Genomic DNA, 24,945 nt, shown 5'->3' on the forward strand with positions numbered 1-24,945 from the left:
GCATGGATTTATGGAAGGGGGGCTGTATGAACAAAATGGAATATGAAAGTGAATAAAAGATATTGTTCGGGAATAAAAAATCCCGGTATCGTCCGCGTCACGCCAGCGATAGCACTTCACTGGCACCTAAACATTTAGCCGTCGTCGATGACGACCGTGATTTTCGATAAGGACACTGCATGAAAAAGGTTCTGTTGTTCACCGCATTGGCGGCTGCCCTGACCGCGGGCCAGGCCCAGGCTGGCGAGAAACTGGTGGTTGCGGCGACGCCGATTCCACATGCCGAGATTCTTGAACTGATCAAGCCTACCCTCGCCAAAGAAGGCGTGGACCTGGAAATCAAAGTCTTCACCGACTACGTTCAGCCGAACGTGCAGGTCGATCAGAAGCGTCTGGACGCCAACTACTTCCAGACCCTGCCGTACCTGAAAAGCTTCAACGAAGGCAAAGGCACGAACCTGGTGACTGTGATCGGCGTGCACGTCGAACCGTTCGGCGGCTACTCGAAGAAAGTCAAAACCCTGGCTGAGCTGAAGGACGGCGCAACCATCGCCATCCCGAACGAAGGCAGCAACAGCGGCCGTGCCCTGATCCTGCTGCAGAAGGCTGGCCTGATCGAGTTGAAAGACCCGAAAAACGCTTTGGCCACCCCGAAAGACATCGCCAAGAACCCGCACAATTTCAAGTTCAAGGAACTGGAATCGGCCATGCTGCCGCGTGTTCTGGACCAGGTCGATCTGGACATGATCAACACCAACTACGCGCTGGACGCGGGCCTCAACCCGGCTAAAGACGCGCTGGTGATCGAAGGTGCCGATTCGCCTTACGTGAACTTCCTGGTGGCACGTCCGGACAACAAGGACAGCGTTGCCATCCAGAAACTGGCCAAGGCCCTGACCAGCCCGGAAGTGAAGGCGTTCATCGACAAGAAATACAGCGGCGCGGTACTGCCGGCGTTCTGATTGATTGCAGTCTCGAACCCTTCAAGGTTTCAAACGCCGATGGCTACTATAGCGTCGGCGTTTTTTATTGCGCCAAGATCAAAAGATTTCAGGCCACCCGCGTCTTCAACGCCCTGCGCAGCGCCACCAGCAATTTCACGATGTCCTGCGGATCCAGCCGCGGCGTCACTTTTACGTCAGCCATGTTCTCTTCCTTGTGATGGTTCGGCCGGGGGAGTCTGGCCAAAAGCTGCACGTCCTTGGAGGGGCATTTTGAAAAAAAGATCCCTCCTACAGCGCAAAGGAAAATAACCGTCCCCCGCTGCCGTCGCAAATCCGCAGAATAGTTTTTTGCGTGATATCAATATGCTTTAACGGTATTTAAATTCCTCTTTTTATACCTTTAAAGTTGGCGCCTGCCGGGTGGTTATCCACTGCCCATGGACTGCGCCATCGTCGCTTACCGAGCGGCGTACAGGATGTTCAATGACCATCGATTACGCATTTATCCTCAGCACCCTGCCGGCGTTTCTCAAAGCCGTTGGCGTGACGCTGCAGGTCGGCTTCATCGCCATCGGCACTTCGTTGCTGGTGGCGCTGATCAACGCGACGATTCTGGTGTTTCGCACGCCTTACCTGCAGCGCCTGGTCGGGCTGTATGTGGAGTTGGCGCGTAACACGCCATTGCTGATCCAGTTGTTCTTCGTCTACTTCGCCTTGCCGGCCCTGGGCATCAAAGTCTCGGGCTTCGCCGCAGCGATCATCACCATGACCTTTCTCGGCGGAGCCTACCTCACCGAAGTCCTGCGCGCCGGCGTGGATGCCGTGCCCCAGGCGCAACTTGAGTCCGGTCGTTCAATAGGCTTGTCCCACGGGCAATTGCTGCGCTACGTGATCTTGCCGCAGGCCGGCATCCTCAGCCTGCCGTCGCTGTTCGCCAATTTCATATTCCTGCTCAAGGAAACCACGGTGGTCTCGGCGGTGGCGGTGCCGGAGATTCTCTACACCACCAAGAGCTACATCGCGCTCTATTACAAAACCTACGAAATGCTCGCCGTGCTGACGTTGATCTGCGTGCTGTTGTTTTTGCCGTTGTCGCTGCTGCTCAGCCGTCTGGAAAGGAGGCTCCAGCATGGCCAGTTCGGGTCTTGAGTTGCTCATGGTGTCGTTGCCGCAATTGGGCAAGGGCGCTGCACAAACCTTGTCGATTTCATTCCTGAGCATCGCCTTCAGCACCGTCGGCGGGGTGCTCTACGGCGTGTTGCGCACGCTGAATTCGACATGGCTCAACGCAATGCTGCGGGTTTATCTGGAATTGTTCCGGGCGATCCCGGTGCTGGTCTGGTTGTATTTGTTGTTCTTCGGCCTGCCGATTTTTTTCGGCCTGAGCATTCCGAGCTTCTGGTGCGCGGTGCTGGTGCTGTCGCTGTGGGGCGCCAGCGAAGTCGGGGAAGTGGTGCGCGGCGCCTTGCATTCGTTACCGCGCGGCCAGCGAGAAGCGGGATTGTCGATTGGCTTGAACGGCCCGCAACTCTATGGCTACGTGCTGCTGCCCCAGGCGCTGAAACGCATGACGCCGCCGACCATCAACGTCTACACGCGGATCATCAAGACCAGCTCTCTGGCGGTGCTGATCGGCGTGGTGGACGTGATCAAGGTCGGCCAGCAGATCATCGAGCGCACCTACGAATCGGTACTGATCTACGGCGCGCTGTTTCTGTTTTTCTTTTTCATCTGCTACCCGCTGTCAGCCGCTTCCCGCGTGCTGGAGCGGCGCTGGACGCAAGCATGAGCGCATTGATCGAGTTCAAGGGTTTCAACAAGTTTTTCGGCGAGCAGCAGGTGCTCAACGGCATCGACCTGAAGGTGAGAACGGGCGAAGTGATCGTCATCCTCGGCCCCAGCGGCTGTGGCAAAAGCACCTTGCTGCGCTGCCTCAACGGCCTGGAAGTCGCTCACAGCGGCAGCTTGAATTTTGCCGGGCGTGAGTTGCTGGACAAGGGCACCGACTGGCGCGAAGTGCGTCAGCAGATCGGCATGGTATTCCAGAGTTATCACCTGTTTCCGCACATGAGCGTGCTCGATAACGTGCTGCTTGGCCCGGTGAAAGTGCAGAAGCGCGACCGCCGCGAAGCCCGTGCCCAGGCCGAAGCCTTGCTGGAGCGCGTAGGCCTGTTGGACAAGCGCGACGCGTTCCCGCGTCAGCTCTCCGGTGGTCAGCAGCAACGCATCGCCATCGTCCGTTCGCTGTGCATGAACCCCCAAGTCATGCTCTTTGACGAAGTCACCGCCGCCCTCGACCCGGAGATGGTCAAGGAGGTACTCGAAGTGATTCAGGGGCTGGCCCGCGAGGGCATGACCCTGCTGATTGTCACCCACGAAATGGCCTTCGCCCGCGCCGTGGCCGACCGCATCGTGTTCATGGACGCTGGGAGCATCCTTGAGCAACAACCCCCCGAGATTTTCTTTACGAACCCGCAAACCGCACGAGCGCAGCAGTTCCTGGAGAAGTTCTCCTTCGTCGCCGCACTACCCAAAACGACTCAAATAAAGGAATTGGAACTGCCATGAAAACTGCCAAGTCTTCTCTGCTGCTACTCCCGCTGTTCGGCCTGGCGCTGCTGGCCGGTTGCAACAAAACCGAAGAGCCGGCCAAGCCGAAAGTCGCCAGCGTCAGCAGCGCACCGGCCGGTTACCTGGAAAAGATCAAAGCCCGGGACAAGCTGATTGTCGGCGTGTTCACCGACAAACCGCCGTTCGGTTTTGTCGATGAAGCCGGGCGCTACGTGGGGTTCGATACCGACATTGGCCGCCAATTCGCCAAGGATCTGTTGGGCGATGAAAACAAAGTCGAGTTCGTGGCGGTGGAGCCGGCGAGCCGGATTCCATTCCTGCAAAGCGACAAGGTCGACCTGATCCTGGCCAACATGACCGTCACCCCGGAGCGCAAGGAAGCGGTGGACTTCACCAACCCGAACCTCAAGGTGGCGGTGCAGGCGCTGGTGCCGCAGGCCAGTTCAGTGAAGAACCTTGATGACCTGGCGACCCGCACGACTATCGTGACCACGGGCACCACAGCCGATGTCTGGCTGACCAAAAATCACCCGGACTGGAAACTGCTGAAGTTCGAGAAAAACTCCGAGTCCCTGCAAGCCCTGGCCAATGGTCGCGGCGACGCTTATGCGCAGGACAATCTGGTGCTGTTCAGCTGGGCCAAACAAAACCCGGGCTACCGTGTACTGGAGCAGAAGTTGGGCGCCGAAGCACCGATCGCCCCGGCGGTGAAGAAGGGCAACATCGAACTGCGTGATTGGGTGAATGCGGAGTTGGCGAAGCTGGGTGAGGATAAGTTTTTGCTCAAGCTGTACGACCAGTATGTGCGTAAAGAGCTGAGCGACGACACCAGGCCTGAGAGCGTGATTGTCGAGGGTGGGAAGTGGCAGGGGTGATTGGCTTCAGCTGATCGTTCCCACCTGTGGTGAGGGAGCTTGTTCCCTCGCCACAGAGCGAGGGAACGATCAGTGTGTCTCAGTCGGGCCAATACCACACCGGCTCATCCAGCATCCGCTGCCCGACCATCCCGGTCTGGCCGAAATCTTTCTCCAGCACAATGCAATTGCATTCCGGGTCTTGCTGCAATGCCGAGATCAAGCGCCGCGCATGGGACACCACCCACACCTGGCACTGTTCGGACGCTCGAATAATCAACCGCGCCAACGCCGGCAACAAGTCCGGATGCAGACTGGTTTCCGGCTCATTCAGCACCATCAGCGTCGGCGGCCGGGGTGTCAGCAATGCCGCGACCAGCAACAGATAGCGCAACGTCCCGTCCGACAACTCGGCGGCGGACAGTGGCCGCAACAACCCTTCCTGATAAAACTCGATTGCAAATCGGCCACCTTGCAGCAGTGCGATGTTCAGCGTCGCGCCGGGGAACGCATCGCTGATCGCCGCCTGCAAGGCTTCGGGATCGCCGATTTCGCGGATGGTCTGTAATGCCGCCGCGAGGTCGCGACCGTCGTGGTGCAACACCGGCGTGCGAGTGCCCAGTTGTGGTTGTCGCGCCGGAGCTTCGGCATCGCTGCGAAAGTGATCGTAGAAGCGCCAGCGGCGGATGAATTCACGCAGCTGCAAGACTTCCGGCGAGGTACGCAAGCTACCAACCTGATCGAACAGGCTGTCGAAATTCGGCGTGTGCTGGGACAGCACCTCCCAGCCGCGTCCGGCCCGTGTGCGAATCATCGGGCCGTCGCGATCCACCAGCAGGCTGGCCGGGCGATAGAACGGCCCGGACCAGATGCATTCCCTTTTGATTTCCGGGTCCAGAGAAAACGCGGAAAGACTCGGTTCCGCAAGGCCCAGCGCGATCGAGTAGCTGAAGTCTTCGCCGGCAAACCCCAGGCGCAGGCGCTTGACGCCGTGTCGCATGGTTGCCTGGACCGGGATTTCACCAGCGCGCATGCGCTGGGTGATGGTTTCCGGCCCGGCCCAGAAGGTCGAATCCAGCCCACCCTCGCGTGCCAAGCCATTGACCACTCCACCCTGAGCAGTTTCCGCCAGCAGACGCAAGGCGCGGTAGAGATTGGATTTACCGCTGCCGTTGGGGCCGGTGATCAGGTTCAGCCGTTCGAGCGGAATCACCAATTTATTGATCGAGCGGTAGTTGGCCACCGCGAGGGTTTTGAGCATGGGGAGCTTCCTGCTGCAGGGTCCGCCAGTTTGTCTTATCGTCGGCGACTGTGATCGTCTGTGACGAGGGAGCTTGCTCTTGCTGGGCTACGAAGCGGCTCAAAAAAGTTAAACGAGGTGTGTCAGGCAAAACGAGATAGCAGGTTTGCGTCTGTTGCGCAGCCGAGCGGGAGCAAGCTCCCTCGCCACAGGATAGTCCCCAGGCCATAAGGTACGTAGCAAACCCGTGCACCTGTTGAACCCTGTTCTAAGCTCACAGTCGTATCGTCACTGGCACGTACGTACAACGCAAAGGAGTCTGCATGGCGGGTCCCGGATTGAAATTAATGGTTGGCCTGAGCCTCTTCGCCTTGCTGACCGCCTGTGGCGAAAAAAAGCCCGTCGAGAAGGACCGTCCGCGAGTCTTCGTGCAAGAGGTCAAGCCAACCGATTACGCCGCTGCGGTGACACTCACCGGTGATGTTCAGGCCCGAGTCCAGACCGAGTTGTCGTTCCGCGTGGGCGGCAAGATCATCCAGCGCATGGTCGATGTCGGTGACCGGGTGTCGGCCAAACAAGTGCTGGCCAGGCTTGACCCCAAAGACCTGCAAACCAATGTCGATTCGGCCCAGGCCCAGGTGGTTGCCGAGCAGGCGCGGGTCAAACAGACTGCCGCCGCCTTCGTTCGCCAGCAAAAACTCCTGCCCAAGGGCTACACCAGCCAGAGTGAATACGACTCCGCCCAAGCGGCCTTGCGCAGCAGCCAGAGCGCATTGAGCGCGGCTCAAGCGCAATTGGCCAACGCCCGCGATCAACTGAGCTACACCGCGTTGATTGCCGATGCGCCAGGCGTGATTACTGCGCGCCAGGCCGAAGTCGGCCAGGTGGTGCAGGCCACGGTGCCGATTTTCAGCCTGGCCCGGGATGGCGAGCGTGACGCGGTGTTCAATGTTTACGAATCGCTACTGACCGAACCGCCGTCAGACCGATCGATTGTGGTCAGCCTGCTCGACAATCCGAAAATCAAGACCACGGGCACCGTTCGGGAGGTCACGCCAGCGGTGTCCGCGCAGACCGGCACGGTGCAAGTCAAAGTCAGCCTCGACGGTCTCCCTGAAGGCATGCAGCTCGGCTCGGTGGTGAGCGCCACGGCCAAGCCAGTGGGTAAAACCGCAGTGGAACTGCCCTGGGCGGCCCTGACCAAAAACCTCAGCGACCCGGCCGTGTGGCTGGTGGACGCCGAGGGCAAGGCGCAGTTGCACACGGTCACCGTTGGCCGTTACCTGACCGGCAAAGTCATTGTCAGCGCCGGCCTCACCGGTGGCGAAAAAGTCGTCACCGCGGGCGGCCAGTTGCTGCACCCGGGCGTACGGGTGGAGGTCGTCGAAAATACCGATCAGACCCCAACCACAGGAGCCCAACCATGAAGCACCTGTTGCTGTTGTCCGCCGCTGTACTTCTGGTCGCCTGTTCCAAGGAAGAAGCGCCGCCAGAACCGGTGCGGCCGGTGTTGTCTGTGGAAGTGAAAGCGCTCCATCAAGAGGATCTCGGCCGGTTCGCCGGCAGCATTCAGGCCCGTTACGAAAGCAATGTCGGTTTCCGGGTGCCGGGGCGTATCGCCAGCCGCAATGTCGATGTCGGCGCCGAAGTCCAGAAAGGCGCCTTGCTCGCCACCCTCGACCCCACCGATCAGCAGAACCAGTTGCGCTCGGCCCAGGGTGACCTGGCGCGTGTTCAGGCGCAGCTCATCAACGCCCAGGCCAACGCCCGGCGTCAGCAGGAACTGTTCAATCGCGGGGTCGGCGCTCAGGCACAACTGGACATCGCCCAGACCGAACTGAAAACCACCCAGGCGTCCCTCGATCAAGCCAGGGCCGCCGTCAACCAGGCGAAGGACCAACTCAACTACGTCGAGCTGCGCACCGATCACAAAGCCATTGTCACCGCGTGGAATGCCGAAGCCGGGCAAGTGGTGACCGCCGGCCAGCAAGTGGTGACCCTGGCGCAGCCGGACATCAAGGAAGCGGTGATCGACTTGCCCGACACCCTGGTCGATGATTTGCCGGCCGACGTGGTGTTCCAGGTCGCCTCGCAACTGGACCCGAGCATCACCAGCACCGCCATCGTGCGCGAAATCGAACCCCAGGCCCAAAGCGCGACCCGTACCCGTCGTGCCCGCCTGAGCCTGACTGATACGCCACCGGGTTTTCACCTCGGCACGGCGATCAGCGTGACCCTCAGCTCTGAAATCAAACCACGCCTCGAACTGCCGGCGAGCGCATTGCAGGAGGTCGATGGGAAAACACGGATCTGGGTCGTCGATCCRCAGACGCAAACCGTTGCCCCAAGGGAGGTCAGCCTGGTCAGCCGGACCGACGACACAGTGGTCGTGGCCAACGGTGTGAAATCCGGCGAGCGGGTGGTCAGTGCCGGTGTGAATAGCCTCAAACCGGGGCAGAAAGTGAGAATTGACGAGGGCAGCCCGCAATGAAAGGGAGTTTCAACTTATCCGAGTGGGCCCTCAAGCATCAGTCGTTTGTATGGTATTTGATGTTCGTCGCGCTGTTGATGGGCGTGTTCTCCTACCTGAACCTGGGCCGCGAAGAAGACCCGTCGTTCACCATCAAAACCATGGTGATCCAGACCCGCTGGCCCGGCGCGACCCAGGAAGAAACCCTCAAGCAGGTCACTGACCGGATCGAGAAAAAACTCGAAGAACTCGACTCGCTCGATTACGTGAAAAGCTACACCCGCCCCGGTGAATCGACGGTCTTCGTTAATCTGCTCGACACCACCAGCGCCAAGGACATTCCGCAAATCTGGTATCAGGTGCGCAAGAAGATCAACGACATCCGCGGCGACTTCCCGCAAGGCCTGCAAGGGCCGGGCTTCAACGATGAGTTCGGTGACGTGTTCGGTTCGGTGTATGCCTTTACCTCTGACGGCCTGTCAATGCGCCAGCTACGCGATTACGTGGAACAGGTGCGTGCCGAAATCCGTGAAGTGCCAGGGTTGGGCAAGGTCGAAATGATCGGCGAGCAGGATGAAGTGCTGTACCTGAACTTCTCCACCCGCAAACTCGCCGCCCTCGGCATCGATCAGCGCCAGGTGGTGCAGAGCCTGCAATCACAGAATGCCGTGACCCCGGCGGGAGTGATCGAGGCCGGCCCGGAGCGGATTTCGGTGCGGACCTCGGGGCAGTTTGCCTCTGAGAAAGACCTGGCCAACGTCAACCTGAAGCTCAACGACCGCTTCTACCGCCTGGCCGACATCGCCGACATCAGCCGTGGCTATGTCGATCCTGCCACCCCGGAGTTTCGTTTCAACGGCCAGCCGGCCATCGGCCTGGCAATCGCCATGAAGAAGGGCGGCAACATTCAGGCATTTGGCAAGGCGCTGCATCTGCGCATGAACGAGCTGACGGCCGACCTGCCGGTGGGCGTTGGTGTGCACAACGTTTCCGATCAGGCCGAAGTGGTGGAAGAAGCGGTCGGCGGTTTCACCAGTGCATTGTTCGAGGCCGTGGTGATCGTGCTGATCGTCAGCTTCGTCAGCCTTGGCGTGCGCGCCGGGCTGGTGGTGGCGTGTTCGATTCCGTTGGTGCTGGCGATGGTCTTCCTCTTCATGGAATACAGTGGCATCACCATGCAGCGGATTTCCCTCGGAGCGCTGATCATCGCCCTCGGCCTGCTGGTGGACGACGCGATGATCACGGTGGAGATGATGGTCACGCGCCTGGAAATGGGCGAAACCAAAGAACAGGCGGCGACCTTCGCCTACACCTCGACGGCGTTCCCGATGCTCACCGGCACGCTGGTTACCGTCGCCGGTTTCGTGCCGATCGGCTTGAACGCGAGCTCCGCCGGTGAGTACACCTTCACGCTGTTCGCGGTGATCGCGGTGGCCATGCTGGTGTCATGGATCGTCGCCGTGCTGTTCGCCCCGGTACTCGGTGTGCATATTCTGAGCAGCAATGTGAAACCTCACGACGCAGAGCCAGGGCGCATCGGTCGGGCGTTCAATGGCGGCCTGCTGTGGGCCATGCGCAATCGCTGGTGGGCCATCGGTATCACCGTGGCGCTGTTCGTGCTCTCGGTGTTTTCCATGCAGTTCGTGCAGAACCAGTTCTTCCCGTCCTCGGACCGCCCGGAAATCCTCGTCGACCTGAACCTGCCGCAAAACGCCTCGATCGCCGAAACCCGCAAAGCCGTGGACAAGCTTGAAGCGACGCTCAAGGGCGACCCGGACATCGTGCGCTGGAGCACCTACATCGGCGAGGGTGCGATCCGTTTCTACCTGCCTCTCGACCAGCAGTTGCAGAACCCGTACTACGCGCAACTGGTGATCGTCAGCAAAGGCCTGGAGTCACGCACGGCGCTGACTGCTCGTTTGCAAAAGCGCTTGCGTGAAGACTTCGTCGGCATCGGCAGTTACGTCCAGGCCCTGGAAATGGGCCCGCCGGTGGGGCGTCCGATTCAATACAGGGTCAGCGGTAAAGACATCGATCAAGTGCGCAAACACGCGATCGCCCTGGCCACTGAACTGGATAAAAACCCGCACATCGGCGAGATCATTTACGACTGGAACGAGCCGGGCAAAGTGCTACGCATCGACATCGCGCAAGACAAGGCGCGGCAACTGGGGCTGTCGTCGGAAGACGTGGCGAACCTGATGAACAGCATCGTCGTCGGCTCGCCGGTGACGCAGGTCGATGACGACATCTACCTGATCGACGTGGTCGGCCGCGCTGAAGATGCCGAGCGCGGCAGCCCGGAAACCTTGCAGAACTTGCAGATCGTCACCCCCGGCGGCACTTCGATACCGCTGCTGGCGTTCGCCACGGTGCGCTACGAACTGGAGCAACCGCTGGTATGGCGTCGTGACCGCAAACCGACCATCACCATCAAGGCTGCGGTGCGCGACGAGATTCAGCCGACCGACCTGGTGAAGCAGTTGCAACCGGACATCGACAAGTTCGCCGCCGGTTTGCCGGTGGGCTACAAAGTCGCCACTGGCGGTACGGTGGAGGAAAGCGGCAAGGCCCAGGGGCCGATTGCCAAGGTGGTGCCGTTGATGCTGTTTTTGATGGCGACCTTCCTGATGATCCAGTTGCACAGCGTGCAGAAGCTGTTCCTGGTGGCCAGCGTCGCGCCGCTCGGCTTGATCGGCGTGGTGCTGGCGCTGATTCCGACCGGCACGCCCATGGGCTTCGTGGCGATCCTCGGGATTCTGGCGCTGATCGGCATCATCATCCGCAACTCGGTGATTCTGGTGACCCAAATCGACTCTTTCGAGAAGAGCGGTTATACGCCGTGGGACGCGGTGGTGCAGGCCACGGAGCATCGGCGTCGGCCGATTTTGTTGACGGCAGCGGCGGCGAGCATGGGGATGATCCCGATTGCCCGGGAAGTGTTCTGGGGGCCGATGGCCTACGCGATGATTGGCGGGATCATCATCGCCACCTTGCTGACGCTGCTGTTTTTGCCGGCGCTGTATGTGGCCTGGTACAAGGTACGCGAGCCGAAGAAACAAGCGCCGTAACGATCAGTCGGCTCGACGCCAAACGCTGGCCAACCAAGGCTGCTGCTCCCGTGGCAGCCCCGCCGGCCGGTAGTAATGCTCAAGCTCCACAAACCCCGCCTCGGTCAGTATTTGTTGCCACGCCGCCAGGTCGTAATACGCCCCATAACGCGGTCCGTTCCAGCCTTCCTGATTCTCGCCACGGGGATTGGAACTGAACAACACACCGCCCGGCTTCAATGCCGCGCGCAGTTGCTTCAACACCCTGGGCAACTCCTGGCTCGGGACATGAAACAGCACCGCGTTGGCAAAAATCCCGTCAAACCGCTCGGCTGGCAGATCGAGCTTCAGGAAGTCCTGCTGCCAGACCTCGCAACCGCTGTCGTCCCGGGCCATCTGCGCAAGCTTTTCCGAACCGTCGAGCCCGATGGCGATGTGGCCCAGGCGGGTGAAGGTTTTCAGGTCGCGGCCGGGGCCACAGCCAAAGTCGAGAATGCTGAAGGGCGCCTCACCCTGAATATGCCGCAACAGGGCATCGATGTTCTGGCTGACATCRTGATCGCGAGTGCCTTCACGGAAGTCCTCGGCCACCGCGTTGTAATGGCCCAGGGTGGTAGAGGTGATCTGCTCCAGGTCGGCGGGAGTCTGTTTCATGGTCGGCTGCACAGAAAAAGAAAGAAGCACTGACTATAAGCGCTTTCGCACTTTTGATCTTGATTCAGCGCTTGTTCAACCCCCGCGCCAACCGATCCCCACCCAACTGAATCACCGCCACCAACACCACCAGCAACACAATCACCGTCAACATGATCTGGCTGTCAAAGCGCTGATACCCATATCGATAAGCAATGTCGCCCAACCCACCAGCGCCAATCGCCCCGGCCATGGCCGACGAGTTGATCATGGTCACCAGCGTAATGGTGAAGCCGCCGACAATCCCCGGCAGCGCCTCGGGCAGCAGCACATGCCAGACGATATGCCAGCGTCGGCAACCCATTGCCTGCGCCGCTTCGATCAACCCGTGGTCGACTTCCCGCAGGCTGACTTCGGCGATGCGTGCGAAGAACGGCGTAGCGGCAATAGTCAGCGGCACCACCGCTGCCCAAACGCCATAGGTGGTGCCGACGATCAACCGGGTGAACGGAATCAGCGCCACCATCAAAATCAGAAACGGAATCGAGCGGAACAGGTTCACGAACGCGCCCAGTGCGCGGTTCAGCGCCGGTGCTTCGTAGATCCCGCCTTTGGTGCTGGTGACCAGGATCACCGCCAGCGGAATACCCACCAACAGCGCGATCAGTGACGACACGCCGACCATCAGGAAGGTGTCGATGAAGCCTTGCAGCAATCGATCAAACCACATAACCCAGCACCTCCACCTGTTGCGCCCAATGACTGGCGCGCTGACGCAATTCCTCGGCACCGAGGGACGAACCGGTCACCGCCAGCAGTAATTGCCCCAGCGCATGGCCCTGAATCCGTTCCACGCCCCCTTGCAGCAAACGCACGCGGCCACCGAGGGCGCTGAAAAGCGCCGCCAGGTCTGGCTCGTCGCGTGTATTGCCGGTGAATTGCAAGCGCAGGACCACGGCAGCGTCCGAAGACTGCGGCTGTGCCCGCAAGCGGCTTTGCAGTTCATCCGGCAGGCCGTGTTGCAGCGGCGCGAGCAAGGTCTTGCTCACTTCATGCTGCGGGTTGCCGAAGACCTCCCAGACCGGCCCCTGCTCGACGATTCGCCCGTGCTCCAACACCACGACCCGATCGCAGATATCGCGGATCACCGCCATCTCGTGGGTGATCAGCACGATGGTCAGGCCCAGTCGCTGGTTGATCTCGCGCAGCAGGCCGAGGATCGATTGGGTGGTCTCCGGATCGAGGGCCGAAGTGGCCTCGTCGCACAGCAGAATCTCCGGGTCATGCACCAACGCACGGGCGATGCCGACACGTTGTTTCTGCCCGCCGGAAAGCTGCGCCGGATAAGCCTTGTGTTTACCTTGCAGACCCACCAGTTCGAGCAATTCACGGACCTTCTGCTCGCGTTTTTCCTTGGGCACACCGGCGACTTTCAATGGTAATTCGACGTTCTGCCAAACCGTCTTGGCTGACATCAAATTGAAGTGCTGGAAGATCATGCCGATGCGCCGGCGCAGCGCCACCAGTCGGTCTTCATCGAACTCGCCGATGTCCACCTGATCGATCAGTACTCGCCCGCTGCTCGGTTGTTCGAGGCGGTTGATGGTACGGATCAGAGACGACTTGCCGGCACCGCTGCGCCCGATGATGCCGAACACTTCGCCGCGTTGGATTGCCAGGTCGATACCGTGCAGGGCCGCCACCGGACCTTGCTGGCCATTGTAGGTTTTACCCAGGCCGATGAAGCGCACGTGGGCGCGGTTCAGCTCGGGGTGGAGCTCGGTGCGTTCAGCACTGTGTGGCTCTGGAGTCTCCAGTCGCCGTTGGATGGCGGCCGTCATGCTCAGCTTTCCCAGCCGGCTTGATAGAGCTTGCCGTGGGCTTTATCCAGCGCTGCGCGAACCGCTGGCGAGTGCTGATAGATGTCGACGAATTTGATCAGCCGTGGGTCGGTTTTGCTTTTCGGCTGGATCACGAACTGGATCACGTATTCCTTGTGATCGAGACCATCGAACAGCAGGGCCGAGCTGGCATCGAAGGTTTTCGACAGGCGAATGTAGGCCGGATAACCCTGGACCAGATCGGCGTCGTCATAGGCGCGTACCAGTTGCACGGCTTCAACCTGAAGGATTTTGATTTTCTTCGGGTTGGCGATGATGTCTTCTTCGGTGGCCTTGTAGCCGACGCCCGGTTTGAGGGTGATCAAGCCGGCCTTGGCTAGCAGTTGCAGGCCGCGACCGCTGTTGATCGGGTCGTTGGCGATGGCCACGCTGGCGCCTTCTGGCAACTCGGCGAAGCTTTTGTATTTCTTCGAATAGAGGCCGACGTTGTTGATGATGCCCGGGGCGAACGGCACCAGATCAAAGCCGGCCGCGGCCTTGGCGTTTTCCAGGAACGGGATGTGCTGGAAATAGTTCACGTCGATGTCGCCCGAGGCGAGGCTGACGTTGGGAGCGATCCAGTCGCTGAACTCCACGAGTTCGACTTTCAGGCCTTGTTTGCTGGCTTCCTCTACGGCGGCTTCCAGCGGAATGGCGAAGGCGGCGGTGGTGCCGACCTTCAACGGCGCGTCGGCGGCGAAGGTGATGGAGCTGAAGAGGCCGAGGGCCAGGGCCAGTGCTTTGACTGGGTGGGATAAGAGTTTTTTGGTCATGATGATTTTCCAGTCAATTGTTTAATGTGCATGCTTTTGTGGCGAGGGAGCTTGCTCCCGCTGGGCTGCGAAGCGGCCCCAAAGCCATTCAATGAGTTCAGTCAGTTGAAACTCGCCAGCAGGTTTTGCGACTGCTGCGCAGTCGAGCGGGAGCAAGCTCCCTCGCCACAGGTTTTAGTGTCGGTAGTGGGAGCCCGTGTGTTGCTCAGGCAAATGCGCGTCACGCTGAAACAGTTTTTCCCGCAGGCTGCCGTCGTCGTAAGCGGTCTTGTATGACCCTCGGCGCTGCAACTCCGGAATCACCAGCTCAATGAAATCCACATAGCTTTCCGGGGTGACGATCCGTGTCAGGTTGAAGCCGTCGAGGCCGGTTTCGGCGATCCATGATTCCAGCTCATCGGCCACTTGCTCAGGCGAGCCGACCACGGTGATGTAGCGGCCACCGAGGGCGTGTTGTTCCAGCAGTTTGCGGCGGGTCCAGTCGTTGTTTTGCAGGTTCTTGGTGGCAGACTGGATGGCGTTGCTCTTCACGTACTGGATCGGTTCGTCGAGTTCGTACTCGGAAAAATCGATCCCGGTGGACGCCGAAAAGTGCGCGACGCCGGCCTCGGCGCTGGCGTAGCTCAGGTATTCGGCATGCTTGGCCCAGGCCAGCGCTTCGGTGGCGCCGACGATCACGTTCAAGCCCATGAACACCTTGATGTCCCAAGGATTGCGCCCGGCCTCGACGGCGCTGGCGCGCACCTTGTCCACCTGGATCCGGGTCGCCGGTTTGTTCTGGCCGCTGATGAACACGCACTCGGCATGCCGACCGGCGAACAGCAAACCGCGATCGGAGCTGCCGGCCTGGAACAGCACCGGCGTGCGTTGCGGCGACGGCTCGCAGAGGTGATAACCCTCGACCTGATAGAACTCGCCCTTGTGCTCGACCTTGTGCACTTTGTCTGGCTGGGCGTAGATCCGTTGCTCGCGGTCGTTGAGCACCGCGCCGTTTTCCCAGCTGCCTTCCCAGAGTTTGTAGAGCACTTGCAGGTATTCGTCGGCCTGGTCGTAACGTCGGTCATGTTCCACCTGCTCGCTGAGGCCCATGGCCTTGGCGGCACTGTCCAGATAGCCGGTGACGATGTTCCAGCCGACCCGGCCGCGACTCAGATGATCAAGCGTCGACAGGCGTCGGGCGAACAGATACGGCGGCTCGTAGGTCAGATTGGCGGTCAGGCCGAAGCCGAGGTTCTTGGTGACCGCGGCCATGGCCGAGACCAGCAGCAGCGGGTCGTTGACCGGCAACTGGATCGACTCTTTGAGCGGCACGTCGATCGAGTTCTGGTAGACGTCGTACACGCCGACGATGTCGGCGATGAACAGACCGTCGAACAGTCCGCGCTCCAGCAGTTGCGCCAGTTCGGTCCAGTATTCGATCGTCTTGTACTGGGTGGACGTGTCCCGTGGATGGGTCCACAGGCCATGGTTGATGTGCCCGATGCAGTTCATGTTGAACGCGTTGAGCAGGATCTTCTTTTTGCTCATCAAATGGTCCCCCGCAACGGCGGGTTTTCATCGTTGAGGTAGTAATTGCCCACCGCGTGATACTTCCAGCGCACCGGGTCGTGCAGGGTGTGCACCCGGGCGTTGCGCCAGTGCCGATCGAGGCCGTGCTCAATCAGGGTCGCCTGGCTACCAGCCAGTTCGAACAACGTGCTGCCGGCGGCGAGGGAGATCTCAGTGCTGATGGCCCGGGCTTCGGCAACCGCAATCGACGCGGCGGCGACGGTCTCGGCATTGGTGTCGGCCTGGGCCCGGTCGAGGAATTCGCCGGAGCGTTCCAGCAAGGCTTCGGTGGCGTGCAGACGAATACTCAAGTGGCCGAAACTCTTGATGGTCAGCGGGTCTTCGGTGGCTGTTTCATGCGTGGCGTCGATCCACGGTCGGGTTTTGGTGCGCACGAAATGCAATGCATCTTCATAGGCTGCGCGGGCAATGCCGGTGTCGATCGCGGCGTGGAGAATCTGCGCCAATGGGCCGACAGTGGTCGGGCGTTCGAATGCGCTTTGAAATGGAATCACGTCTTCGGCGGCAACGTAGACATCCTCGAACACCACCGAACCGCTGCCGGTGGTGCGCTGGCCGAAGCCGCTCCAGTCGTCGATGACCGTCAGGCCTTTGCTGTTGTGCGGGACGAAGGCCAGCTGCTGCACGCCGTTTTCATCCACTACTGAGGTGGGGATGCGCTGGGCGTAAATGGCGCCGGTGGCGTAGAACTTGCGGCCGTTGATGCGATAGCCGTCACCGTTGCGGGTCAGGCGGGTGACGCGGTCATGGGCGGTTTTGGTGCCCAGTTCCGCCAGTGCATTGCCGAAACGCTGGCCGGCCAGCACTTCGGCGTACAGGCGTTTTTTCTGCTCATGGCTGCCGTTCACACGGAGCACTTCGAGGGCGTAGAAATGGTTCTGCGGGATCTGCCCCAGGGAGCCGTCAGCCTGGGCGATCAACGCGATCACTTTGGCCAGGGTGGCGTTGGAAACCCCGGCGCCGCCGTATTCCTTTGGCACGCTRATGCCCCAAAGACCCGAACGGGAAAACACTTCCAGTTCCGGGTGCGGCAAACGACGTTCGCGGTCGCGCAGGGCGCTATCGCGTTTGAAGTCGTCGGCCAGGTCACCGGCGACGATCAGGGCTTGCTCATCGCTGGTAATGACCGCGACGTTTCGAGAAAGAGACATGTGTTTCTCCAGCGATCTGGTCGTTAAATCCAGGAGTGGCGAGCCGGCAACGTGCCGTTCAAGTGATATGCGCCAACCGCGTGATACTTCCAGCGCACCGGGTCGTGCAGCGTGTGCACCCGGGCATTGCGCCAGTGGCGGTCGAGGTTGAACTCGGCGAGGGTGGCGCGGCTGCCGGCCAGCTCGAAGAGTTTTTCGCTGGCCAGCAGCGAGATCTCGGTGGTCAGCACTTTGGCCTCGGCAACGGCAATCGAGGCGCGTGCCGCAGACTCGGCGGTGAGCGGCGCGGCGTTGACCTGATCGAGCACTTGCCCGGCCTTGCGCAGCAGCGCTTCGGCGGCGTGCAGTTCAATTTTCAGCTTGCCGATATCGGCGATCACGTAGAGGTCGTCGCTGGCCCGTTCGACCTTGGCGTCGATCCAGGGCCGGGCACGGGTTTTCACGAATTCGATGGCGTCATCGATAGCGCCCCGGGCGATGCCGGCGTCGATGGCTGCTTGAATCAGCTGCGATACGGCGCCCTGAGTGTTCGGGCTGTCGTTGATCCTCCAGTTATCCACCACCAACTCGGCGTCGACCCGCACGTTGTTGAGCAAAATGGTGCCGCTGGCGGTGGTGCGCTGGCCGAATCCCGACCAGTCGTCAACGATGCGCAAACCCGGCGTGCCACGACGAACGAAGGCCAACACTTGCTTGCCGTCGTCGTTCAGCGCCTTGACGGCCACCCAATGGGCGAACAAGGCGCCGGTGGAGTAGAACTTCTGCCCGTTGATGACGAAGCCATCGCCGTCTGCGGTGATTCGCGCCTTGAGCTCCAGGGTGTTTTTGGTACCGCGCTCCGGCCCCGCGTTACCGATCCGCCAGCCTTCGAGCACGCTTTTGAACAGCTGTTTTTTCTGCGACTCGGTGGCACTGCCCAGTATCAGGTTGAGAATCCCGAACTGGTTCTGCGGGATCTGCCCCAGGGCCGGGTCGGCTGCGGAAATGATCGCGAAGACTTCGGCAACGGTGACGAATGAAACCTGTGGGCCGCCGTACTCACGCGGGATGGCAATGCTGCCCAGGCCGCTGCGGGTGAACTGTTCGATTTCCGACCAGGGCAACTTGCGCTGCTGGTCACGTTTGGCGGCGTGCAGGCGGGCGACTTGCGCCAGCTCTTGGGCAGCCTTGATGGCTTGTGCGTCGTTGCGCAAGACCTGCGCGGGCAACAACAATGGGGCGATGTCCAGATCACTCTGGATGATTGCATCTGCCAGACTGGACATCAGTGCCGCTCCTTGGCTGCACGCAATGCCCTGGCGATTTGCACTGGGGTGATTGTGTTCCGGACCATACCTACCTCACATCTCATGAAAACGCCGCAGGTGTTGCGGCGAACGAAAAACACGAATGTCCGGTGGTCCGGTGTATATACCCTAAACGCGTATAAATAATTAATGAACTAACTTTTAGGAATATGCATAGAAGGGTGGCATCGCCAGGACGGTCGAGCCCTGTGGCGAGGGAGCTTGCTCCCGCTCGGCTGCGAAGCAGTCGCAAAATCGGCCATCACGATTCAATTACACAAACACGTGAGCCAGTTTTGGGGGCGCTTCGCACCCCAGCGGGAGCAAGCTCCCTCGCCACAAAAAGCCCTCATATCGTGCACTACAGGCGCTTCACTTCTTTCGAGGCTCAGCAGCTTTGAGCACTTCTTTGGGCGGCACTTTCAGGTAAGGATTGGCACAGCCGATCTTCAGCGTGCGGGCCGGTGCCCAGCGCGAGTTGTTACCCACCCGGTCGAGGATGCAGTAGGTCACTTCCAGTCGAAGGTCTTCGCCGGCTTCGAGAATGATTGCCGGTGGCACCCAGACGTGAATCGGCTGACCCACATCGTCGGCCTTGAGTTTGGGCAGGTCCATGCGCACGTCGCCCCAGCGCAGGGTGATTTCGTCGTCGGCGGCCATGTTCAGGTACGGTTCGATGGTCAATGGCACACCGCGCTTGACCTGGTTCGGATTGACCCCCTGACGGCGAATGGTCTCGGGGATGAACACAGGCGCCAGGCTCTGGTTTTCCTCATCGCAAAGGGGCGAGGGCAGGCCGCCGGGGCAATCGAGTTTGATCTGGACGCGCGCCGCCGGTGATACCGCTGGCCCTTGCCCGATCTGCATGACCTTGTAATGGACGCGAGCAGAACCGTTGGCAATGAAGCTTTCCGGCACCCGCAAGCTCACCGCTTTGTTGCCATGATCCGCTCCCAATACGCTGGAGGCCACGTAGCAGTTGTTCCAGAACAGCTCGATCAGGTCGCCTTCGTACATACGGGGATAGGGAGGCACGTCGATTATCAGGTGAGCGGCCGAGGTGATGTTGATACCAGTCTTGTGAGTTTGCGCCAGGGTCGGGGCTGCAAGCTCGGGTTTGTTCGAAGTGCTTGTCATGGGGTTCTCTCCTTGAAGCCTTACCGCGAAGTCCGTTTCTGAAAGATCGAAAGGCGTGTATTACCAGGCAACAAAACGATTCACTGTTTGTGTGTTTTAAGAATGATCGAGTGTGGTGGTAGTCGCCTGTTGGAGACTAGATAAGAGTGCGTTCGAATAGGTGTCAATAGAACTGATTGGCTAAAGGTTGGTTCTTGGGTTATTCAGAAATTTCCTACGCAGTGTAGTTAGTAAACCGCATCGTGGTGTCGAATTTAGTCCAATATTTCGTGGGTTTTACGCCTTGGGAGCAGCAGCCCGTTGAGTGAGGGTGGTGAGGGATTTCATGGATTTTAAGGGAAGTGAATCTGTTGCAGGACATATATATGTACCGCACGGGAGGGCTGGAAGTTGTTTATGATTTGGGTGAATCAAAGAGGTCAGGGGGAGGAGGGGCATGAGGTTTTTAGAAGAAGGGGGGTGTCACTTCCATCCATGGAAGTTGACGTTTTTTTGAAAGGATGCAACTAAGCGTTGTTAAGGAATTTACTGAGAAACTGCTTCGTCCGTTCTTCTTTCGGGTTGGCAAAGAGTGCCTTGGCTTCGCCCTGTTCGACAATCACACCCTTGTCGAAAAACACCACACGGTTGGCCACGTCCCGAGCAAAACCCATCTCGTGGGTGACGATCACCATGGTGCGTTTCTCCTCGGCCAGGCCGCGGATGGTCGCCAACACTTCGCCCACCAATTCCGGGTCCAGCGCCGAGGTCGGTTCATCGAACAGGATTACTTCCGGTTCCATCGCCAGCGCCCGGGCAATCGCCACACGCTGTTGCTGACCGCCGGAGAGGCGTCGCGGGTAAGCGTCTTCCTTGCCCGCCAGGCCGACCTTGGCCAACAGCTTTTTACCCAAGGCAACGGCGTCGGCTCGTGGAATCTTTTTCACCACGATCGGGCCTTCGATAACGTTTTCCAAGGCTGTGCGATGGGGAAACAGATTGAAGTTCTGGAACACAAAACCCACGTGCTGGCGAAGGCGTCGTACCAGGCTCTGCTGCTGGTTCAGGGGGCGGCTGCCATCGATCTCGATGTCGCCGACCTTGATCCGGCCGCTGGTGGGTTCTTCCAGAAAATTCAGGCAACGCAGGAACGTGGTCTTGCCAGAGCCGCTGGGGCCGATGATTGCCACCACCTCGCCTTCCTTCACCTGCAGATCGATGCCGTTGAGCACCACCTGACCCTTGAACTGCTTTGTCAGCTTTTCCACGACAATCATGGGGTCAGGACTCCTGGTCGTGCCGATTGACCCGCTCTTCCAACTTGTTCTGCAGGTGCGAAAGCACCGTGGCCAGAACCCAGTAGATCAGCGCGGCGGCAAGATACATGGTGAAAATTTCGAAGGTACGGGCGGTGATCAGCTGCGCCTGGCGGAACAGCTCCGGCACCTGAATGGTGGCCGCCAGCGCGGTGTCCTTGACCAGCGAGATGAAGCTGTTGCCCAACGGTGGCAGGGCCGTGCGCATCGCTTGCGGCAGAATGGCCCGGCGCAGGGTTTGCGCGCGGGTCATGCCGATACTGGCCGCAGCTTCCCATTGGCCGCGCTCGATGGAGCTGATCGCGGCACGCAGGATTTCGCAGGCGTAGGCCGCCATGTTCAGCGAGAAGCCGATCAGGGCTGCCGGCAGCGGATCAAGTTCGATGCCCAATTGCGGCAAGCCGTAATAGATCACGAACAGTTGCACCAGCAACGGCGTGCCGCGAAAGAACGACACGTAGATGCGGGAAATCCAGCTCACCAGTTTGAAGCGCGACAGGCGCATCAACGCCAGGCCGAAGCCCATCAGCAGGCCGAAGAACATTCCGCCCAGGCTCAGGATGACCGTGTAATACGCGCCCTTGAGCAGGAAGGGCGCGGAGTCCAGCGCGAGTTGGAAAGCTTCTCCCATTATTGAGTGACGTCAGCGCTGAAGTATTTTTCCGAAAGCTTTTTCAGCGTACCGTCGGCACGCAGCTTGTCGATGGCTTTGTTCACCGCGGCCAGCAGTTCAGGCTCGCCTTTGCGCAGGGCAATACCGGCCTCCTGACGGGAGAACGCTTCGCCGGCGGCGGCAGTGTCCTTGGCCTTCCTGGCGTATTCCAGCGCGGCCAGGCGGTCGATCAGAATGGCGTCGATGCGGCCGACGCGCAGATCCTGGAACTTGCTCGGGTCATCTTCGTAGGTGCGGACGTCAGCCTTAGGCACATTCTCTTTCACCCACTGCTCGTAGTTGGTGCCCAGGCCTACGCCRACTTTCTTGCCGGCCAGATCGGCGGCGGTCTTGATGGTGTCTTTGTTTTTGGTCAGGGTCAGCGCCTGAATCCCGGAAACGGTGTACGGCTCGGAGAAGTCGTACTTCTTCTTGCGCTCTTCGGTGATGGTCACCTGGTTGATCACCGCGTCCAAACGCTTGGATTCCAGGGCCGCGAGGATGCCTTCCCATTTGGTCGGCTGCAGTTTGACCTTCACGCCCAGCTCTTTGGCCAAGGCTTCGGAGAACTCGACTTCGAAGCCGCTCAGTTTGCCGGCCTCGTCGACGAAGCTGAACGGTGGATAAGTGCCCTCCAGGCCGACGTTGATCACGCCCGCGTCCTTGATCTTTTGCAGTTGCTCTCCGGCAACCGCTTGCCCGAGCAGGCCGGCGCTCAGCGCCAGGCCCAACGAGCCCACCAGCAGATTTCTACGTAGTGCGGAAAAATTCATGACAAGCCCCTGTGTTTTCTTATGGAAGACGCTTAAGGAAAGTTGGCAAATTCGGGATTTGAACGACTGCGATATCCTGCCCTAAAGCAGCTTATGCGTCTCGCTGCAAATTCGCCTGCGGCGCGACTATATGATGGGATTTTTAGATTGGAAAATAATAAATATTAAGTTTGTTATTCTTTAAATGAATATTTGAGGAATGCGTTCCTGTGGCGAGGGGGCTTGCCCCCGTTCGGCTGCGAAGCAGTCGTAATGTCTGCTGACTCGATATGACTGCCGGACACAAGGGGCCGCTGCGCGACCCAACGGGGGCAAGCCCCCTCGCCACAGGACTATCGGCTATAAAAAGTCTTTGTAGGCAAACAACGCCGGCGCTCCACCGGTGTGCAGGAAGATGATCGGGCCCGCATCGAAGCGCTGGCGCCCGATGCCGTCGAGCAAACCAGCCATGGCCTTGCCGGTATACACCGGGTCCAGCAACAACCCTTCCTGGCTCGCCAACAGCTTCACCGCCGCCAGCGTCCCGGCATTCGGCTCGCCATAACGCGGGCCGAAATATTCGTCCCACAGTTCGACTTTGAAACTCGCCGGCAGGCCCACGCCTAACAGCTCGGCAGTGCGTTCGGCGAGGCCCTGGACTTTCGGTCGTTGAGCTTCATCGCTACGGGAAACGGTCACGCCGATGACTGGCAAATCCGGCAGTACTTCGCTCAATGCCAGCGCCAGGCCGCTATGGGTGCCGGCACTGCCGGAAGCCAGGACTACGGCGGCGAATTGCAGCCCGGTGTCCTTGATCTGCTCGGCCAGTTCCAGACCCGCACGGACATAACCCAAAGCGCCCACCGCATTGGAGCCACCAATCGGCACCAGATAGGGTTTCTTGCCATTGCTGCGCAGACGTGCGGCCAGCGCTTGCAATTGCTCGTCAGCGTTGTCGAGGTTTTCCACCAGTTCGACCTTGGCATCGAACAGGTCCAGCAACAGCCGATTGCCATTGCCGAGGTAGTTGCTATCGTCAGTCCCGAGCGGGTTCTCCAGCAGCGCCACGCAGCCCAGGCCAAGCTTGGCCGCAATGGCGGCGGTTTGGCGCACGTGGTTGGACTGGATCGCGCCAGCGGTGATCAGCGTATCGGCGCCTTGGGCCAGGGCGTCGGCGGCGAGGTATTCGAGTTTGCGCAGCTTGTTGCCGCCCAGTGCCAATGGCGTCAGGTCATCGCGTTTGACGTACACATCGCGGCCCAGCCAGGTCGACAGGCGTTCGAGTTTTTCCAGCGGGGTAGGGTGACCGAGCAGGTCGAGGCGGTTAAAACGGGCAAGCTGTTGTTTGATCATGGGTCCGTACTGGCGGAGAAAGATGTCAGGACTATAGGCACGGGTATTTAGCGGGGCAACTGCCAATCGCTTATAGCCAAAAGTATTGATCCCAGCACTATTGGTTCTTAATTCGGCTGCAAGTCGTTGCCGTAAAGTAATCGCCGTCAGCGCGGCCAGACAGTCCGGCCGCCCGTGAGGAGTTTTTACCGTGAGCGAGCGTTCCAGCCATTGGCAATTGCAGACCATCGTCAGCCAACTGCGTACGGCGCGCGACCAATGGCGCGCACAAAACGGCCGCGCCAGCACCGAGCAGGGCGGTCGCGAGTTGCCGTCCCGAGCGGCCATGGCGGACATTCTCGAAGCCTTATGCGGTGCGTTGTTTCCGATGCGTCTGGGGCCGGTGGATTTGCGCGAGGAGAGTGAGGACTTCTACGTCGGCCACACACTCGACGTGGCGTTGAATGCATTGCTGGCTCAGGCGCGGCTCGAATTGCGTTACGTCGCTCGCCACAGTGCCGGGGTCGATTCTGAAGTCGAAGCCAAGGCCATCCGGATCATTCAGGACTTCGCCCTCGCTCTGCCGGAATTGCGCAGCCTGTTGGACACCGACGTGCTGGCGGCCTATCACGGCGATCCGGCGGCTCGCAGTGTCGATGAAGTGTTGCTGTGCTACCCGGGAATCCTGGCGGTGATTCACCATCGCCTGGCCCACCATTTGTACCGCGCCGGGTTGCCGTTGCTGGCGCGGATCAGCGCGGAAATCGCCCACTCGGCCACCGGTATCGACATCCATCCTGGCGCGCAGATCGGTCGCAGTTTCTTCATCGACCACGGTACGGGTGTGGTGATCGGCGAAACCGCGATCATTGGCGAGCGGGTGCGGATTTATCAGGCCGTGACGTTGGGCGCCAAGCGCTTCCCGGCGGACGAAGACGGCCAGTTGCAGAAGGGCCATCCGCGGCACCCGATCGTCGAGGACGACGTGGTGATCTATGCCGGCGCGACGATTCTGGGACGGATCACCATCGGCAAGGGCTCGACGATTGGTGGCAACGTCTGGCTGACCCGCAGCGTGCCAGCGGGGTGCAACCTGACCCAGGCGAATCTGCAGCATGATGACGGGACGCAGAAGTAAGGCTCCCTGATATTTGCTGACTGACATGCAGTCTTCGCGGGCAAGCCTCGCTCCTACAGAATCAGTGTCGATCGGGGACTTGGCGACCGACACAAAATCTGTAGGAGCGAGGCTTGCCCGCGAATGGTTTCAAGCCAAACCGAGATAATGGCATCCAGCTAATTTTCCACAGAACAAATCCCGTAAACCCCGCGTCATACCCTTCCTTGCACTCGCGC

At 60.0% G+C, this 24,945-nt stretch carries 22 protein-coding genes; 9 read left to right on the forward strand and 13 right to left on the reverse strand.

The window, feature by feature from the left end:
* Positions 1-179: 179 nt before the first annotated feature.
* From AC1DIS_RS03255 to AC1DIS_RS03275, 5 genes are all read left to right on the forward strand, one after another.
* The gene (locus AC1DIS_RS03255; RefSeq protein WP_477744098.1) at positions 180-962 is read left to right on the forward strand and encodes a MetQ/NlpA family ABC transporter substrate-binding protein; all 783 of its coding nucleotides are present in this window, start codon (positions 180-182) and stop codon (positions 960-962) included.
* A gap of 465 nt (positions 963-1,427) precedes the next feature.
* Positions 1,428-2,093: an amino acid ABC transporter permease gene (locus AC1DIS_RS03260; RefSeq protein WP_086944177.1), complete on the forward strand. Its 666-nt coding sequence runs from the start codon at positions 1,428-1,430 to the stop codon at positions 2,091-2,093.
* Positions 2,074-2,733, forward strand: coding sequence for an amino acid ABC transporter permease (locus AC1DIS_RS03265; protein ID WP_018929350.1), 660 nt, complete (start codon positions 2,074-2,076; stop codon positions 2,731-2,733). The genes AC1DIS_RS03260 and AC1DIS_RS03265 overlap by 20 nt, the downstream gene beginning before the upstream one ends.
* The gene (locus tag AC1DIS_RS03270; RefSeq protein ID WP_477744099.1) at positions 2,730-3,512 is read left to right on the forward strand and encodes an amino acid ABC transporter ATP-binding protein; all 783 of its coding nucleotides are present in this window, start codon (positions 2,730-2,732) and stop codon (positions 3,510-3,512) included. The genes AC1DIS_RS03265 and AC1DIS_RS03270 overlap by 4 nt, the downstream gene beginning before the upstream one ends.
* On the forward strand, positions 3,509-4,390 hold the full coding sequence (locus AC1DIS_RS03275; protein ID WP_086944175.1) for a transporter substrate-binding domain-containing protein: 882 nt from the start codon (positions 3,509-3,511) through the stop codon (positions 4,388-4,390). Before AC1DIS_RS03270 ends, AC1DIS_RS03275 begins: the two co-directional genes overlap by 4 nt.
* Before the next feature lie 79 nt (positions 4,391-4,469).
* Here AC1DIS_RS03275 and AC1DIS_RS03280 read toward each other — a convergent pair whose 3' ends face one another.
* Positions 4,470-5,630, reverse strand: coding sequence for an AAA family ATPase (locus AC1DIS_RS03280; protein ID WP_477744100.1), 1,161 nt, complete (start codon positions 5,628-5,630; stop codon positions 4,470-4,472).
* Positions 5,631-5,932: 302 nt separating this feature from the next.
* Between AC1DIS_RS03280 and AC1DIS_RS03285 the strand changes: the two genes are divergently transcribed.
* The 3 genes from AC1DIS_RS03285 to AC1DIS_RS03295 are packed head-to-tail and all read left to right on the forward strand — an operon-like array spanning position 5,933 to position 11,150.
* Complete coding sequence (locus tag AC1DIS_RS03285) at positions 5,933-7,036, forward strand: efflux RND transporter periplasmic adaptor subunit (RefSeq protein ID WP_026286661.1); 1,104 nt, start codon at positions 5,933-5,935, stop codon at positions 7,034-7,036.
* On the forward strand, positions 7,033-8,100 hold the full coding sequence (locus AC1DIS_RS03290) for an efflux RND transporter periplasmic adaptor subunit (RefSeq protein ID WP_477744101.1): 1,068 nt from the start codon (positions 7,033-7,035) through the stop codon (positions 8,098-8,100). The genes AC1DIS_RS03285 and AC1DIS_RS03290 overlap by 4 nt, the downstream gene beginning before the upstream one ends.
* On the forward strand, positions 8,097-11,150 hold the full coding sequence (locus AC1DIS_RS03295) for an efflux RND transporter permease subunit (RefSeq protein ID WP_018929344.1): 3,054 nt from the start codon (positions 8,097-8,099) through the stop codon (positions 11,148-11,150). The genes AC1DIS_RS03290 and AC1DIS_RS03295 overlap by 4 nt, the downstream gene beginning before the upstream one ends.
* Before the next feature lie 3 nt (positions 11,151-11,153).
* On the opposite strand, the gene AC1DIS_RS03300 is transcribed toward AC1DIS_RS03295, so the two are convergent.
* From AC1DIS_RS03300 to AC1DIS_RS03355, 12 genes are all read right to left on the reverse strand, one after another.
* Positions 11,154-11,783, reverse strand: a complete 630-nt coding sequence (locus AC1DIS_RS03300) for a class I SAM-dependent methyltransferase (protein ID WP_086944173.1) — start codon at positions 11,781-11,783, stop codon at positions 11,154-11,156.
* A 64-nt stretch (positions 11,784-11,847) separates the two neighbouring features.
* The gene (locus tag AC1DIS_RS03305) at positions 11,848-12,492 is read right to left on the reverse strand and encodes a methionine ABC transporter permease (protein WP_018929342.1); all 645 of its coding nucleotides are present in this window, start codon (positions 12,490-12,492) and stop codon (positions 11,848-11,850) included.
* Positions 12,482-13,603 carry a methionine ABC transporter ATP-binding protein gene (locus AC1DIS_RS03310; RefSeq protein ID WP_086944172.1) on the reverse strand — a complete coding sequence of 374 codons (1,122 nt, stop codon included), beginning with the start codon at positions 13,601-13,603 and terminating at the stop codon, positions 12,482-12,484. Before AC1DIS_RS03310 ends, AC1DIS_RS03305 begins: the two co-directional genes overlap by 11 nt.
* A gap of 2 nt (positions 13,604-13,605) precedes the next feature.
* Positions 13,606-14,415, reverse strand: coding sequence for a MetQ/NlpA family ABC transporter substrate-binding protein (locus AC1DIS_RS03315; protein ID WP_018929340.1), 810 nt, complete (start codon positions 14,413-14,415; stop codon positions 13,606-13,608).
* A gap of 174 nt (positions 14,416-14,589) precedes the next feature.
* Positions 14,590-15,942, reverse strand: a complete 1,353-nt coding sequence (locus AC1DIS_RS03320; RefSeq protein WP_477744102.1) for an LLM class flavin-dependent oxidoreductase — start codon at positions 15,940-15,942, stop codon at positions 14,590-14,592.
* Positions 15,942-17,135 carry an SfnB family sulfur acquisition oxidoreductase gene (locus tag AC1DIS_RS03325; protein WP_064615814.1) on the reverse strand — a complete coding sequence of 398 codons (1,194 nt, stop codon included), beginning with the start codon at positions 17,133-17,135 and terminating at the stop codon, positions 15,942-15,944. The genes AC1DIS_RS03320 and AC1DIS_RS03325 overlap by 1 nt, the downstream gene beginning before the upstream one ends.
* A 23-nt stretch (positions 17,136-17,158) precedes the next feature.
* Positions 17,159-18,400, reverse strand: a complete 1,242-nt coding sequence (locus AC1DIS_RS03330; protein ID WP_019651519.1) for an SfnB family sulfur acquisition oxidoreductase — start codon at positions 18,398-18,400, stop codon at positions 17,159-17,161.
* Between the two features lie 393 nt (positions 18,401-18,793).
* Positions 18,794-19,558: a hypothetical protein gene (locus AC1DIS_RS03335; protein WP_477744103.1), complete on the reverse strand. Its 765-nt coding sequence runs from the start codon at positions 19,556-19,558 to the stop codon at positions 18,794-18,796.
* A 506-nt stretch (positions 19,559-20,064) separates the two neighbouring features.
* Positions 20,065-20,814 (reverse strand): L-cystine ABC transporter ATP-binding protein TcyN, encoded by a 750-nt coding sequence (tcyN, locus tag AC1DIS_RS03340; protein ID WP_007939567.1) that lies wholly within the window; start codon positions 20,812-20,814, stop codon positions 20,065-20,067.
* Positions 20,815-20,818: 4 nt separating this feature from the next.
* Positions 20,819-21,484, reverse strand: coding sequence for a cystine ABC transporter permease (gene tcyL, locus AC1DIS_RS03345; RefSeq protein ID WP_007939566.1), 666 nt, complete (start codon positions 21,482-21,484; stop codon positions 20,819-20,821).
* The gene (gene tcyJ, locus AC1DIS_RS03350; RefSeq protein WP_019581730.1) at positions 21,484-22,278 is read right to left on the reverse strand and encodes a cystine ABC transporter substrate-binding protein; all 795 of its coding nucleotides are present in this window, start codon (positions 22,276-22,278) and stop codon (positions 21,484-21,486) included. Before tcyJ ends, tcyL begins: the two co-directional genes overlap by 1 nt.
* A 339-nt stretch (positions 22,279-22,617) precedes the next feature.
* Positions 22,618-23,610 (reverse strand): D-cysteine desulfhydrase, encoded by a 993-nt coding sequence (locus AC1DIS_RS03355; RefSeq protein ID WP_018929333.1) that lies wholly within the window; start codon positions 23,608-23,610, stop codon positions 22,618-22,620.
* Between the two features lie 190 nt (positions 23,611-23,800).
* Between AC1DIS_RS03355 and epsC the strand changes: the two genes are divergently transcribed.
* Positions 23,801-24,727, forward strand: a complete 927-nt coding sequence (gene epsC / locus AC1DIS_RS03360) for a serine O-acetyltransferase EpsC (RefSeq protein WP_018929332.1) — start codon at positions 23,801-23,803, stop codon at positions 24,725-24,727.
* Positions 24,728-24,945 lie beyond the last annotated feature (218 nt).

The organism is Pseudomonas sp. 05N433, assembly GCF_056396925.1.

Bases quoted from the DNA above. Each gene is read 5' to 3' on its own strand.
- AC1DIS_RS03255 (WP_477744098.1), top strand. From the start codon at position 180: ATGAAAAAGGTTCTGTTGTTCACCGCATTGGCGGCTGCCCTGACCGCG.
- AC1DIS_RS03260 (WP_086944177.1), top strand. From the start codon at position 1,428: ATGACCATCGATTACGCATTTATCCTCAGCACCCTGCCGGCGTTTCTC.
- AC1DIS_RS03265 (WP_018929350.1), top strand. From the start codon at position 2,074: ATGGCCAGTTCGGGTCTTGAGTTGCTCATGGTGTCGTTGCCGCAATTG.
- AC1DIS_RS03270 (WP_477744099.1), top strand. From the start codon at position 2,730: ATGAGCGCATTGATCGAGTTCAAGGGTTTCAACAAGTTTTTCGGCGAG.
- AC1DIS_RS03275 (WP_086944175.1), top strand. From the start codon at position 3,509: ATGAAAACTGCCAAGTCTTCTCTGCTGCTACTCCCGCTGTTCGGCCTG.
- AC1DIS_RS03280 (WP_477744100.1), bottom strand. From the start codon at position 5,630: ATGCTCAAAACCCTCGCGGTGGCCAACTACCGCTCGATCAATAAATTG.
- AC1DIS_RS03285 (WP_026286661.1), top strand. From the start codon at position 5,933: ATGGCGGGTCCCGGATTGAAATTAATGGTTGGCCTGAGCCTCTTCGCC.
- AC1DIS_RS03295 (WP_018929344.1), top strand. From the start codon at position 8,097: ATGAAAGGGAGTTTCAACTTATCCGAGTGGGCCCTCAAGCATCAGTCG.
- AC1DIS_RS03305 (WP_018929342.1), bottom strand. From the start codon at position 12,492: ATGTGGTTTGATCGATTGCTGCAAGGCTTCATCGACACCTTCCTGATG.
- AC1DIS_RS03310 (WP_086944172.1), bottom strand. From the start codon at position 13,603: ATGACGGCCGCCATCCAACGGCGACTGGAGACTCCAGAGCCACACAGT.
- AC1DIS_RS03315 (WP_018929340.1), bottom strand. From the start codon at position 14,415: ATGACCAAAAAACTCTTATCCCACCCAGTCAAAGCACTGGCCCTGGCC.
- AC1DIS_RS03320 (WP_477744102.1), bottom strand. From the start codon at position 15,942: ATGAGCAAAAAGAAGATCCTGCTCAACGCGTTCAACATGAACTGCATC.
- AC1DIS_RS03330 (WP_019651519.1), bottom strand. From the start codon at position 18,400: ATGTCCAGTCTGGCAGATGCAATCATCCAGAGTGATCTGGACATCGCC.
- AC1DIS_RS03335 (WP_477744103.1), bottom strand. From the start codon at position 19,558: ATGACAAGCACTTCGAACAAACCCGAGCTTGCAGCCCCGACCCTGGCG.
- tcyN (WP_007939567.1), bottom strand. From the start codon at position 20,814: ATGATTGTCGTGGAAAAGCTGACAAAGCAGTTCAAGGGTCAGGTGGTG.
- tcyL (WP_007939566.1), bottom strand. From the start codon at position 21,484: ATGGGAGAAGCTTTCCAACTCGCGCTGGACTCCGCGCCCTTCCTGCTC.
- AC1DIS_RS03355 (WP_018929333.1), bottom strand. From the start codon at position 23,610: ATGATCAAACAACAGCTTGCCCGTTTTAACCGCCTCGACCTGCTCGGT.